This is a genomic window from Arthrobacter sp. B1I2, from assembly GCF_030816485.1.
Classification (GTDB): Bacteria; Actinomycetota; Actinomycetes; order Actinomycetales; family Micrococcaceae; genus Arthrobacter.
This window is the reverse complement of record NZ_JAUSYC010000001.1, coordinates 2,727,974-2,740,983: the sequence shown is the minus strand read 5'-3', so window position 1 is coordinate 2,740,983 and position 13,010 is coordinate 2,727,974. Positions and strand designations below refer to the sequence as shown.

At 68.1% G+C, this 13,010-nt stretch carries 12 protein-coding genes; 6 read left to right on the top strand and 6 right to left on the bottom strand.

What is annotated here, in order from left to right:
• Positions 1-63 precede the first annotated feature (63 nt).
• Together QFZ57_RS12795 and QFZ57_RS12790 are read left to right on the top strand one after the other, a co-directional pair.
• On the top strand, positions 64-726 hold the full coding sequence (locus tag QFZ57_RS12795) for a DUF1684 domain-containing protein (protein WP_306630789.1): 663 nt from the start codon (positions 64-66) through the stop codon (positions 724-726).
• Positions 727-812: 86 nt separating this feature from the next.
• Positions 813-1,301, top strand: a complete 489-nt coding sequence (locus tag QFZ57_RS12790; protein ID WP_306900531.1) for a GtrA family protein — start codon at positions 813-815, stop codon at positions 1,299-1,301.
• Between the two features lie 18 nt (positions 1,302-1,319).
• On the opposite strand, the gene QFZ57_RS12785 is transcribed toward QFZ57_RS12790, so the two are convergent.
• From QFZ57_RS12785 to QFZ57_RS12765, 5 genes are read right to left on the bottom strand one after another with little or no spacing between them, the layout of a single operon-like run.
• Positions 1,320-2,486: a cysteine desulfurase family protein gene (locus QFZ57_RS12785; RefSeq protein ID WP_306630787.1), complete on the bottom strand. Its 1,167-nt coding sequence runs from the start codon at positions 2,484-2,486 to the stop codon at positions 1,320-1,322.
• A 7-nt stretch (positions 2,487-2,493) separates the two neighbouring features.
• Positions 2,494-3,411: a carboxylating nicotinate-nucleotide diphosphorylase gene (gene nadC / locus QFZ57_RS12780; protein WP_306900530.1), complete on the bottom strand. Its 918-nt coding sequence runs from the start codon at positions 3,409-3,411 to the stop codon at positions 2,494-2,496.
• Positions 3,404-5,194: an L-aspartate oxidase gene (locus QFZ57_RS12775; RefSeq protein WP_306900529.1), complete on the bottom strand. Its 1,791-nt coding sequence runs from the start codon at positions 5,192-5,194 to the stop codon at positions 3,404-3,406. Before QFZ57_RS12775 ends, nadC begins: the two co-directional genes overlap by 8 nt.
• Entirely contained in the window at positions 5,194-6,498 is a 1,305-nt protein-coding gene (gene nadA, locus QFZ57_RS12770; protein ID WP_306900528.1) for a quinolinate synthase NadA, read from the bottom strand. Before nadA ends, QFZ57_RS12775 begins: the two co-directional genes overlap by 1 nt.
• Positions 6,495-7,205 (bottom strand): NUDIX hydrolase, encoded by a 711-nt coding sequence (locus QFZ57_RS12765; RefSeq protein ID WP_306630782.1) that lies wholly within the window; start codon positions 7,203-7,205, stop codon positions 6,495-6,497. The genes nadA and QFZ57_RS12765 overlap by 4 nt, the downstream gene beginning before the upstream one ends.
• A gap of 298 nt (positions 7,206-7,503) precedes the next feature.
• Between QFZ57_RS12765 and QFZ57_RS12760 the strand changes: the two genes are divergently transcribed.
• The 3 genes from QFZ57_RS12760 (at position 7,504) to QFZ57_RS12750 (ending at position 10,554) form a co-directional block, all read left to right on the top strand.
• Positions 7,504-8,898, top strand: a complete 1,395-nt coding sequence (locus tag QFZ57_RS12760; protein WP_306630781.1) for an amino acid permease — start codon at positions 7,504-7,506, stop codon at positions 8,896-8,898.
• An 81-nt stretch (positions 8,899-8,979) separates the two neighbouring features.
• Positions 8,980-9,807 (top strand): alpha/beta fold hydrolase, encoded by an 828-nt coding sequence (locus tag QFZ57_RS12755; protein WP_306630780.1) that lies wholly within the window; start codon positions 8,980-8,982, stop codon positions 9,805-9,807.
• Between the two features lie 99 nt (positions 9,808-9,906).
• The gene (locus QFZ57_RS12750) at positions 9,907-10,554 is read left to right on the top strand and encodes a phosphoribosyltransferase (protein WP_306630779.1); all 648 of its coding nucleotides are present in this window, start codon (positions 9,907-9,909) and stop codon (positions 10,552-10,554) included.
• A 132-nt stretch (positions 10,555-10,686) separates the two neighbouring features.
• Here QFZ57_RS12750 and QFZ57_RS12745 read toward each other — a convergent pair whose 3' ends face one another.
• Positions 10,687-12,021, bottom strand: a complete 1,335-nt coding sequence (locus tag QFZ57_RS12745; protein ID WP_306630778.1) for an MFS transporter — start codon at positions 12,019-12,021, stop codon at positions 10,687-10,689.
• Between the two features lie 253 nt (positions 12,022-12,274).
• On the opposite strand from QFZ57_RS12745, the gene QFZ57_RS12740 reads away from it, so the two are divergent.
• On the top strand, positions 12,275-13,006 hold the full coding sequence (locus tag QFZ57_RS12740) for an IclR family transcriptional regulator (RefSeq protein ID WP_306630777.1): 732 nt from the start codon (positions 12,275-12,277) through the stop codon (positions 13,004-13,006).
• Positions 13,007-13,010: the final 4 nt, after the last annotated feature.

Sequence of the window (13,010 nt, the reverse complement as noted above, 5' to 3'; positions counted from 1 at the left end):
GCACCTGCCCGGCGTGTCGTCGTCGGACGTCTACCACCCTGGCCTGGGACTAGGCTGGAGGTTATGGCGGAAGAGCAGCACGGCGCAGCCGAAGACAATCCCGCGGATATCTCCGCCCTGGACATCGCCGACTGGCGGCTGAGGACTTTCGCGCTCTACGACAACGTCCGCCGGATCTCTGCCGACAGCCCGTCGGAGGCGCACTCGTACTGGCGCCATCAGCGGGACCTGATGTTCGCCACCCATCCAGCTTCCGCACTGACCGCGGCGGACAAGGCGCGCTTCTCCGGGCTGAAGACTGCCGATTACGATCCCATCTACCGGTTCCACGTCCCGCTGACCAAGGAAGGCGCGGGCCGGGAAATGAGTGTCGACACCGGGACCGACGGCGTGGTCCACTTTGTCCGGCTGGGCACCTTCGACCTGCCGGAAATGGGCCAGCTGGGGGTGTGGAAACTCCACGGATACGGCGGCGGCATCTTTGTTCCGTTCCGCGACGCCACGGCCGGGCAGCCGGGCGGAACCTACGGTGCCGGCCGTTACCTGCTGGACACCATCAAGGGCGCGTTCCACGGTGTCAGCGGCACCGGGCCCGGCGCCATGTTCGTCCTGGACTTCAACTTTGCCTACAACCCCTCCTGCGCCTACAACGAGGCCTGGGCGTGCCCGCTGCCCGGGCCGTCCAACCGCCTGGCGGTGGAAATCCCCGTCGGCGAGCTCTACTGACGTATGGCGGTTCTTTGGGGGCGCCTTGCGCGCATCACATTCCTGCGTCCTGCCAACGGCACTGAGCGTGCGGCCGGTGCCATGGCATGAGGGAGGGACCGTCCGCACCCACAGTGCTGGAGTCCACTGCCCGGCGGTTGCCCGCCACGAGGCACTACAGGGGGATCCTGCGTTTTCCCGTGGTCCGGCAGCTGCTCCGCTTCTCCGGTGTTGGCATAGTCTGCACTGCGGCATCACTTGGCCTCTACGCGCTGCTGCGGCCGTGGCTCGGCGCCCAGCCGGCCAACGCTTTGGCGCTGGTCCTCACGTCCCTGTTGAACACGGCATTGAACCGGCGGCTGACGTTCAAGATCGCCGGCGGGCAGCGCCGCCACCGCGACCACCTCAACGGCCTGGTAGTGATCGCCGTGGCGCTGGTGATTACCGGCAGCAGCCTGGGCGTGCTGCACTGGTTCAATCCGGATGCCACCGTGGGTGACGAACTGGTGGCCACCACCTTGTCCGGCTTCCTGGCCACCGGCGTGCGCTTCAGCATGCTGCGGCACTGGATCTTCCGCCGCGCGCGCCACCGCTGATCCTGCTGCGCCGCACGGTCAGCGGCTTTGGCCCGCGCCCAGGTTTTTGACACTGGCGACGGCGGCACCGACTGCGGCCGCAGCGATGTCCAGGTCCTCCTTGGTCACCGAGGCGTCGAAACTGAACCGCACTGCGGTCTGCGCCACCTCGGCGGAAATCCCCAGCGCGGTCAGAACGGGCGACGGCGCGTCCGAGCCGGCCGCGCAGGCCGAGCCGCTGGAACAGACCACGCCGTGCCGTTCCAGCTCCAGGAGCACAGACTCGCCGCTGGTTCCGGGGAAGCAGAATGATGCCACGGATGGCAGCCGTTCGGAGGGGTGGCCGGTCAGGACGGCGTCCGGCACCCCGGCTGCCACGGCAGCAATGAACCGGTCCCGCAGGGCCGCCACCCTTGCCTGCTGCTCTGCCTGCCGGTCCCGGGCAAGCGTGAGGGCCGTGGCCAGCCCCACCGCCCCGGCCACGTTCTCCGTTCCCGAGCGGCGGCCCCGCTCCTGGCCGCCACCATGGATGACGGGTTCAAGCCGCGTGCGGCTCCGGACGAAGAGCATGCCGCAGCCCTTGGGTGCCCCCAGCTTGTGCCCGGAGATGCTCATTGCATCCACGCCCAGGGCCCTGGTGTCGAGCGGCAGCCAGCCGGCCGCCTGGACGGCGTCGGTATGGAAAGGGATGCCGTGGCCGCGGGCCAGTTCCGCCAGCGCGGCGATGGGCTGGATGGTGCCCACCTCGTTGTTGGCGTACATGACGCTGACCAGGGCGGTCTCCGGACGCAGCGCCCCAGCCAGGGCCTCCGGCGTGACCCGGCCGGCGGCGTCCACCGGCACCACGTCAACCACAAAACCGTGGAAGCGCTCGAGGTAGCGCGCGGATTCCTCCACGGCAGGGTGTTCGACGGCGCTGATCACCACCCGGTTCAAGTGCGGGTTCGCGGCCTGCCGGGCCAGGGCAATGCCCTTGACGGCCAGGTTGTCCGCTTCCGTCCCCCCGGATGTGAACACCACTTCGCCCGGCCGGCAGCCGAGGGCGCCGGCCACCGCCGCCCGCGCTCCCGCCAGCGCCGCGGCGGCCGCCTCGCCAAGGGTGTGGTGGCTGGAGGGGTTCCCGAAGGAGCCCGTGAGGTAGGGCCACATGGCGTCCAGCACTTCACGTCGGACGGGGGTGGTGGCGGCGGCGTCGAGGAAGATCACGGCAGGCTCAGCCGGCGGTCAGTTCGACGTCGAGGCCCAGGTCCAGGGCGGCCACGGTATGTGTCAGTGCGCCCACGGAGATGACGTCCACGCCTGTGGCGGCAATGGCCGCGACAGTGCCCTGGTTCACGTTGCCGCTTGCTTCCACGCGGGCCCGTCCGGCCACGAGGGCCACGCCCGCCTTCAGTTCCGCCACGGTGAAGTTGTCCAGCATGATGGTGTCCACGCCGGCGGCCAGCACGGGTTCGATCTGCTCCATGCTGTCCACCTCCACTTCAAAGTGGGTGGTGTGCCCCAGCTGGGCTTTGGCGGCCAGCAGGAGCCCGGTGAGCTTCGCCGGGTCTCCCCCGGTCATCACGGCCAGGTGGTTGTCCTTGGCCAGCACCGCGTCGGAGAGGCTGTACCGGTGGTTGAAGCCGCCGCCGCACCTGACGGCGAAACGTTCCAGGATCCGCAGGCCCGGCGTGGTCTTGCGCGTATCGGTGATGCGGGCCCGGGTTCCTTCTGCGAGCCGCACGAAGGCGGCCGTCTTCGTGGCGATGGCGGACATCCGCTGGACCAGGTTGAGCGCCACGCGTTCTGCCATCAGCACCGAGCGGGCAGTGCCGCTGACCCTCGCAAGGTGCGTGCCCGTGTCGAACGTTTCCCCGTCCGCCACGAGCAGCTCCACCCGGGTGGCGGGATCCACCAGCTGCATGGCATCCCGGAACACGGTGGCCCCGCTGAGGACGCCCGGGACGCGTGCATTGAGGACGGCGGTGGCACGCGCGTGGGCGGGGATGAGCAGCTGGGAGGTGATGTCGCCGGAGGGCGCGTCCTCGGCGAAGGCCCGTTCCAGGATCTCCCTGACCGGTGCCGGCGGGAGGGTGAGGTCCAATGCCGGGCGCAGGGTGGCTGCCTGGTCGATCACGGCGGGTTCAGTCATGGAGCAGGCTCGCTTTCGGCCGGGTTGGGTAGGTGGTTTCAGGGTCTGCGGGTTCGTCACTGCGGTAGTGCGCCCCAAGGGATTCACGGCGGTCAAGGGCACCGGCGACGAGCAGCCGCGCAGCCAGCAACAGGTTCCGGTCCTCAAGCGCCACAGCATCACCAGGAGAACAGACAGCATCAGTACGGACGACGGCGGCCCAGGCGGCCAGGATCCCGGCAGCCTCAGCCAACAGCTGCCCGGAGCGCAAAACCCCGGCATGCGAAGTCATCAACCGCCGCAGGGCCTCGCGGGAGAAAGGAGTATCCAGGCCCCCACCTCCAGCGAAGCGGGCCGGCCAACTTCCGCGTGGCGCACCTGATCGATCCGTCGCGCCACTTAAAGCAGCAGGGACGGCGACCGGCGCACTTGCGTTTCGCGGCAGGGGTGCGGAAGCGTGCGTCAAGCGGAGGCCGCCCGCGGCCGAGGCAGCACGCGGAGCATCGCTGCCGCGGGACGCGTCCCAGCCCGCGTCACCCGAGAGAAAAGCTTCAACAGCGCGGCGGCCGAAGACGAGTCCCTCGAGGAGGGAGTTGCTGGCAAGCCGGTTAGCCCCTTGGACCCCGGTGCACGCAACTTCCCCGGCGGCGTAGAGGCCGGGGACGGTGGTGCGGGAGTGGAGGTCCGTGGCTACCCCACCCATCCAGTAGTGGGCGGCGGGGGCGACGGGGACCAGTTCGCGGGTCCAGTCGATGCCGGCGTCGAGGGTCTTGCGGGTGAGGGTGGGGAACCGCTGCCGGAGGAAGCCTGTGCCCCTGGCCTGTTCGATGGCGCGGGCGTCGAGGTAGACGTGGCCGTTGGGGTCGCCGAGTTTGGCGAGGTGGAGGGCGATGCTGCGTGCGACGACGTCCCGGGGCGCCAGTTCGGCGTCGGGGTGGTAGGCCTTCATGAAGCGCCGGCCGCCGGAATCGAGCAGGACGGCCCCTTCGCCGCGGACGGCTTCGGAGATCAGCAGTGGTCCGTCCAGCCGGTGTGGGTGGGCGGTGGCGGAGCTGACCAGGCAGGTGGGGTGGAACTGGAAGAATTCGAGGTCTGCCGCGGCTGCCCCGGCACGGACGGCGAGCGCGAGTCCGTCGGCGGTGGCCACGGCGGGGTTGGTGGTTTGGGCGAACAGTTGGCCTGCTCCCCCCGTGGCGAGCAGCACGGCGTCCGTCTCCAGGCTGACGTGCCGGCCGCCCTGGAGGTAGTCGACTCCGGCCACGCGCCCCTCCCGGGTGGCGAGGGCGGTGACGTGGGCGTGCGTGAGAAGCGTGAGCCTTCCCTCGTCGCGCCGGGACAGGACGGCTTGAATCAGCGCCGCGGCGACGCGTGCGCCCGTGGCGTCCCCTCCTGCGTGCAGGATGCGGGGGGCGCTGTGTGCAGCTTCAAGCCCAAGGGCCGGTCCGCCGTCGTGCGCTCTGTCACCCTGCCCCGCGTCAAAGGTGACCCCGTAACGCTGCAGGCCCGTGATGTCCTGCCGCGCCTCCGTGCACATAAGCCGGACGGCGGCCTCGTTGCAGTGCCCCGCCCCCGCCCGGAGCGTGTCGGCGATGTGCGCCGCAACGGTGTCTCCGGGCGCCGGTTCGGTGAGTACGGCCGAAATGCCGCCCTGCGCGTACCAGGTGTTGCTGTGCTCCAGTGCGCTTTTGGTCAGCAGCACCACGTCGGCGCCGGCATCGGCGGCGAGCAGCGCGGCGTAGAGGCCCGCGATGCCACTTCCGACGACGGCGAGCCGGCGGCCAGGCGCTTCAGGCTGCCGGGGCACTACGGCCTCGCAGCGAGCATGCGCTCGAGCGCCGTCCTGGCATTGGCCTGCACGTTGTCGTCCACGGTGATGCGGTTGACAATGCGGCCGGCCACCAGTTCCTCCAGCACCCAGGCCAGGTAGCCGGGGTGGATGCGGTACATGGTGGAGCACGGGCAGATGACCGGGTCCAGGCAGAAGATGGTGTGCTGCGGGTACTCCGCGGCAAGCCGGTTCACCATGTTGATTTCGGTGCCGATGGCGAACGTGGTGGGCTCGGCCGCCGCCGCAATGGCCTTCCTGATGAAGTCGGTGGAGCCGGCGGAATCCGCGGCGTCCACCACCTCCATGGGGCACTCGGGGTGCACGATGACCTGGACGCCGGGGAAATCAGCGCGCGCCTTCTCGATCTGGGCCACATTGAAGCGCTTGTGCACGGAGCAAAAACCGTGCCAGAGGATAACGCGGGAGTCCAGAAGCGCCTGCTCGTCATTGCCGCCCAGGTCCTTGCGCGGGTTCCACATGGGCATTTGTTCCAGCGGCACGCCCAGGGCTTTGGCGGTGTTGCGTCCCAGGTGCTGATCGGGGAAGAACAGCACCCGCTGTGCCCGCTGGAAGGCCCACTCCAGGACGGTCCTGGCGTTGGAGGAGGTGCAGACGATGCCGCCGTGCTCCCCGCAGAATGCCTTCAGGGCTGCGGAGGAGTTCATGTAGGTGACCGGAATAACCGGAACCCGCCCTTCGGCGTCGGGCTCGGTGCCGAAGATCTCCGCCAGCTGTTCCCAGCATTCCTCAACGGAGTCCTCGTCCGCCATGTCGGCCATGGAACAGCCGGCGGCGAGGTTGGGCAGGATGACCGCCTGGTCAGGGGTGGAGAGGATGTCCGCGGTTTCTGCCATGAAATGGACCCCGCAGAAGATGATGGCCTCGGCCTCCGGCCTGGTGAGCGCCGCATTGGCGAGCTGGAAGGAATCGCCCACGAAGTCGGCGTACTGGACCACCTCATCCCGCTGGTAGAAATGGCCGAGGATGACGGCACGGTCCCCCAGGGCAGCCTTGGCGGCCTTGATCCGTTCCCCGAGCTCGGCGTCGCCGGCCAGCTTGTATTCCTCGGGCAGCTGGCCCTGGCGCGGGGTTGAAGCCGGGGCGGGGTCGGCGCTTGATGCGCCCGGGCCGTACGCGGGGATACCGGCGAGCGCCTCGGCCAGGTCGTAGTCCCATGGGCCCCTGGCCAGCGCCGGGCTGCAGGTGCTGCGTTCGGCAGCTGCGCCCTTTTCGGCCTGTTCGCGCGTGATCAGCTGGATTGCCGTGTTGACGCTGCTCATGGTGTGCTCCTGTTGTCTGGGTCAAGGCCTGGCCGGCCGGTGTAGCGGTAGAGGCGTGGCGGGCGGTGTTTGCCGCCCTGGAGGTATTCCCCGGTTTCTTCGATTTCCGGAGTGGATTTGAGTTGCCGGCGGAAGTTGGCCGGGTCCAGTTCGCGGTCCAGGACAGCTTCATAGACTTCGCGGACCTGGGCCAGGGTGAAGTACTCGCCCAGCAGGTGGTAGGCCACCGAGCCGTACGCCAGCTTGTTGCGCAGGCGGCCAAGCGCGTAGTCAACGATCGCGTTGTGGTCAAAGGCGAGGTCCTCCAGGCGGTCCGCGCGGAACCACCTGACGTTCTCGGACTCGTCCGCGAGCGCGGCCTCCGTGGGCTGGACCAGGGCCCAGTAGACGATGGAGACCACGCGCTGGGTGGGTGAGCGGTGCAGGCCGCCGAAGGCGTACAGCTGCTCAAGATAGCGGGGTGCGAGGCCCGTGGTCTCCCGCAGGTTCCTGGCGGCGGCGTCCTGGAGGGACTCGTCATGGCTGAGGGGCCCTCCCGGCAGTGCCCACAGCCCCTTGAACGGCTCACGGATGCGCCGCACCAGGGGAAGCCACAGGGTGGGACGGCCCGAGGTTTCGCTGGGCCGCAGCGCGAAGATCACCGTGGAGATGGCCAGCGACGGCGGCGCGGCCTGCCGCTCGGAAACATTGGCCGAGCTGTAGTACATCCGTTCCACCGCCTTTCGTCGTGCTCGTGGTGCCCGCGCAGGCGGCTCTTCATAGTTATAGTCAACTTGACCAAAACTAAGTCTACGGCGCGGGGCGCTGGAAGGGAAATGTTTCTGCCGCCGCCCGGGAGGGCAGCATGGGTCCGGGCAGACAGGCGCACGCCTTCCCCGCTGCGCCACCCGCTCCGCCCTCCGTTTTTGGGCCGGTACCGGAGGCGGTAAATTCAAAAGGTCCCAGAAGGACCCCGGACCCACACTGACCGGACCCTCCAACCAGCCCCGGAAGGCGCACCGCCCCATGACGACGAAGTCTGACCAGACCACGTCCACACCCCCACCGACGATCACGGCCGGCCACAGCATGAAGCCGCGCCAGCTCACCATGATGGGGCTGGGCAGCGCCATCGGCGCGGGTTTGTTCCTGGGTTCGGGCGCCGGGGTCCAGGCAGCCGGGCCGGCAGTCCTCATCTCCTATATGGTGGCCGGAACGCTGATCATCCTGGTGATGTGGGCCCTGGGTGAGATGGCGGCCGCAAACCCGAACAGCGGCGCTTTTTCCGTTTACGCGGAGCGGGCACTGGGGCGCACCGCGGGAGCCACCATCGGATGGTTGTGGTGGCTGCAGCTGGTGGTGGTGATCGCAGCCGAAGCACTGGGCGCCGCCGGACTGCTGTTCTCCGTCTGGCCCGTGGTCCCGGTCTGGGCGCTGGCACTGCTGTTCATGGTGGTGTTCACCGGCATCAACCTCGCCGGGGTCCGGAACTTCGGTGAGTTCGAGTTCTGGTTCGCCATCCTCAAGGTTGCCGTCATCGTGCTGTTCCTTGGAGTTGGTGCCGCCTTACTCCTGGGCCTGCTGCCCGGCGTCGCCTCCCCCGGTCCGGGAAACCTCACCGCCAACTTCGCCCCCCAGGGCCTGGGCGGTGTTGCCGCAGCCCTGTTCGTGGTGATCTTTGCGTTCGGTGGAACGGAAATCGTCTCGGTGGCCGCAGCCGAAACAGAGGATCCGGAACGCAGCGTCGGCAAGGCGATCCGGACAGTGGTCTGGCGCATCCTGGTGTTCTACATCGGTTCCGTCTTTGTGATCGCCGCCGTCCTGCCCGCCACGTCCAAGAGCCTTGCCTCACCCTTCGCCGGTGTGCTGGACGCTGCCAGGATCCCCGGCGCCTCCACCGCCATCACCCTGGTGGCCGTCGTCGCACTCCTCTCGGCACTGAACGCCAACCTCTACGGCGCCTCCCGCATGGCGTACTCCCTGGCGCAGCGGGGCGAGGCACCGGGGGTCCTGACCCGCCTCAACGGCGCCGGCGTGCCCCTGCCCGCAGTAGCGGTATCCGTGGCCTTCGGCTTCGTGGCCACGGTCCTGGAGCTGCTGTTCCCCGACCGGATCCTGCCGGCACTGTTCCAGCTGGTGGGATCGACCTGCCTGGTGGTCTGGGGCAGCGCCCTGGTCTCCCAGTTGATCCTGCGCCGGCGGGCCGACCGGGACGGGAGCCCGCTCCCCCTGCGGATGAAGGGCTTTCCCGGCCTGACCATCCTGGGCCTGGCCCTGCTGGGGTTGATTTTCGCGGTCGGCCTGAGCGCGGACAGCAGCCGCGTGCAGCTCTTCAGCACCTTTGGCCTGATCGCGGGCATCGCCCTGGCGTGTGCCGCCGGCGCCCGCCTCACCAGCAGGAACCGGCCTGCCAACAGGTAGAGTGGAGCGTACCTTTCCAAGGAAGACGCACCGACGCGCCGGGCCCGCCCAGGCGCCGTACCTGATTGGGGAACTGACACCATGAGCGGCAGGCACACCGGACAGCAGCAGGCGCATACCGTTGAAGGCACCGACCCGCAGCTGTATGTGGCAGTCCATGATCCGGCGGGCGATGCAGGCCTTCGCCCGGTCATGCTGCTGCACGGCTTCTCCTCCTCCTCCAAGCTCAACTGGGAGGACACCGGCTGGGTTTCGGCCCTGCTCGACGCCGGCCGCCGGGTCATCACGGTGGACCTTCCCGGCCATGGCCGCAGCGGCGCCCCCGAGGACCGCGACTCCTACTCCCCCAGCAGGATCAGGGCGGACCTGCTCCAGGCAGCGTTCGACGCCGGTGCACGGCCTTTGCAGGACGGCGACCCTTCCAGCGGTCTGGACCTGGTGGGCTACTCTTTGGGATCGCGGCTCGCCTGGGAGTTCGCCGCCACCCAGCCCGAGCTGGTCCACCGGCTGGTGCTGGGCGGGCCCAACGACTCGGATCCGCTTGCCGCGTTCGACCTGGTGGCCGCCCAGGACTACCTGGCGGACGGCACCCCCATCCGTGACGAATCCACAGCCCAGCTCCTGAAGATGGCACTGCTGCTGCCGAGCAACAACATCTTTGCGCTGCTGTCCCTGGTGGAGGCCATCAAGGCCGAACCCTACGACCCCGCCGAGGCCGTCCCCCACGTTCCCATGCTGCTCGTGGCCGGAGACAAGGATGAACGGGCCGGCACCCTGCCCAAGCTCGCCGAGCTCGCCCGGGGCGCCGGTTCCATGGCCGAACAGCTGGTGCTCCCGGGCCGGAACCACACCAATGCCATCACCAGCAGGGCCTTCAAACAGGCCGCGATCTCGTTCCTGTCCGCCTGATTGCCGCCTTGATGCTGCGGGAAAAGTCCGGGCCCCGCACCCGGCGGTTCATCCAGCAGTAGGCTGAAGGCAGGCACGCGCAGCGCCGGGAGGGGACCCATGGGTATGCGTTTCGAGGACCGCACGGATGCCGGGCAGCGCCTGGCGGCCGCGCTTTCCCAGTTCCGGGAACATCCGCACACCGTGGTTCTTGGCCTTGCGCGCGGGGGCATCCCCGTCGCGGCGGCTGCCGCAACTGCCCTCGGCCTGCCCCTGGGCGCCGTAATGGTACGGAAGCTGGGGATTCCAGGGCACGAAGAAACCGCATACGGCGCCCTGGCATGGGCGGACGGACGGACGGTCCGAGTGATCAACAAGCCCCTGTTCGAGCGCGTCCTTGAGCACGGCGTGCAGCAGGAATGGCTGGACGACGTGGAAAATCGTGAACGGGCCGAACTGCTCCGCCGGGTGCAGCTGTATCCGGAGACCGCCCTTGATGTGGCGGGCCAGACCGTTCTCCTGCTGGATGACGGCCTGGCCACCGGCGCCACAATGCGCGCCGCCGTCGAGGCCATGCGGGAAGGCGGCGCGGCTGCCGTGGTGGCCGCCGCCCCCGTGGGTTCAATCGACGCCGAAGCCTCGCTTGAGCGGGTGTGCGATGCCGTGGTGTGCCTGCACCTGCCGGGCAAGTTCCGGGCCGTGGGGAGCTATTACCGGCACTTTGGGCAGTTGAGCGACGAGGACGCGGTCAGGCTGCTGGCACGCTGACGGGAGCTGGATACGCAGCAGGCCCGGACCGTGTGGTCCGGGCCTGCTGCTACACGAGGACAGGTGGGTGGATGGGCCCACGCCGTCAGGATTCCCTGGCCGATGCGAAGCGAGGCGAGGGGGGCGGTGGGGCTAGTGGTGGCTGCTGACGCCCAGCGGGCGGCCCTTGGTTTCCTTGGCCAGCACCACGCCGATGGCGGAGATGACGCAAAGGACCATGATGTAGATGCCGATCGAACCGGTCCACTTGGTGGACTGCAACAGTGCTTCAGCGATGGTAGCCGCGAAGGCACCACCCAGGATGGCACCGAAGGCGTAGCCGATGGAGATGCCCGAGTACCTGACGTTTGCGGGGAACATCTCGGCATACATGGCGGACATGGGTCCGTAGGACAGGCCCAGGCCGATGGTCAGGACGAACAGGGCGACGCCGTAAAGCATGATGTTCTTGGTGTCGATCAGCGCGAACATGGGGATCATCCAGGCAAAGACGATGGCGTAGCCGGTCAGGAAGGTCTTGACGCGGCCTATCCGGTCCGACAGCCAGCCGCCCACCAGGGTGAAGATCAGCCAGCCGAAGGACGCCAGCGTGGTGGCCAGGAGGATCTGCGGTGTCGGCATCTTCAGGGTCTTGGTGGCATAGGAGATGAAGAACGCAATCAGCAGGTATCCGGCTGCGTTGTTGCCGATGAAGATCATGGTGGAGTACAGGACGGGCAGCTTGTGGTTCCGGATCAGCTCGCCCAGGGGAGCCTTGCTCTCCTTCTTGCGCAGTGCCATTTCCTGGAAGACCGGGCTCTCGGCCACTGCGCGCCGGATCAGGTAGCCCACCACGATCAGCACGATGGACAGCAGGAACGGCACCCGCCAGCCCCAGGCCGCGAAGTCTTCCTTGGACATGCCGGTGTTGAGGAAGAACAGCAGGCCGGTGGCCAGGATCATGCCCACCGGCACGCCGATCTGCGGGTAGGCACCGAACAGGCCGCGACGGTTCATCGGTGCGTGCTCCACGGCCATCAGGGCGGCACCGCCCCATTCACCGCCGGCCGAGAATCCCTGGACGACGCGCAGCAGGATCAGCAGCACAGGAGCCCAGGCGCCGATCTGCGCATAGGTGGGGAGCATGCCTATCAGGGCCGTGGCTGCGCCCATCATCACCAGGGTGAAGACCAGCATCGCCTTCCGGCCCAGGCGGTCTCCCAGGTGTCCGGCGACGACGGCGCCGAGGGGACGGAACAGGAAGCTGATGCCGATGAGGGCAAAGGACAGGATCTGGGCCAGGCCCGGGTTGGACTCGTTCAGCGGTGCCAGGAACAGCGGTGACAGCAGCGTTGCGGTCAGCTGGGCAAAGATGAAGAAGTCGTACCACTCGATGGTGGTGCCAACCAGGGTGCCGGCGAGGACCTTGCGTTCCTCCCGCCGGCTGCTGGGACCGGCGAGTGTATCCACCTTGGAAGGTGTGGTCATTGAAACTCCATTGTTTATTGGGCAGCAATGCCACCCGGTCGCCTTCAGGATTACCGACAGAACGGTCAGTTAGTTAGTAGGGTACTACGGATTTGTGATGCGGGACACGGGCGGGGGACTTTTTTGTAGGTGGATCGCCGAAGAGCTTTAGTTCTATATTCGAACTGGCAGTTCGTAATGAGGACAATACTCCCTGTGCGCAAATGAGACAAGAGTCACGGCATCCCGGTCCACGCCACCTAGGATGGAAATCATGACTCCTCCAGCAGCCGCAGCCCGGACGGCCGCGCCGCAGGCTTCGCCGTCCCAGACCCTTTCGCGCGGTATCCGCGCACTCGAAATCCTGGCAGCTGCCCCGGGCCCGCTGACCATCGCCGAACTGGCCGATGCCATGGGCGTCCACCGTTCGGTGGCCTACCGGATCCTGCGCACCCTGGAAGACCATTCGCTCCTGGTGCGGGACGACGCGGGACGGGTCCAGCCCGGCCCCGGCCTCGCGGTCCTGGCGCGCGGTGTATCCCGCAACCTGCAGACGGCCGCCCTTCCGGAACTCACCCAGTTGGCAAACTCGCTGGATATGACCGCGTTCGTGGCGGTGTGGGACCACCACGACTGCATTACGCTCGTTACCGTCGAGCCCAGGCATTCCGGGGCGACCGTGGCCCAGCACCCGGGTACCCGCCACCCCATTAACGCAGGGGCACCGGGTATCGCCATCCAGTCAGCCCTCTCCGAAGCGGAATGGGACCGGCTGGACACGGGTATTCCTTACCGCCCGGAGGCGTCGGAAGCGCGGAGGAAGGGCTACTCTGCCAGCCACGACGAAGTCATCGCCGGTGTCTCCTCGCTGGCAGCCCCCGTCCGGGTGCCCGGTGGCCGCCCGGCAGCGCTCGCCGTCGTCTATATCCGTTCAGCCCATGATCCGGAAGCGGTGGGGGCCGCCATCGCCGAAAGCGCGGCCAGGATCGAGAGCCAGTTGGCGTAACCGC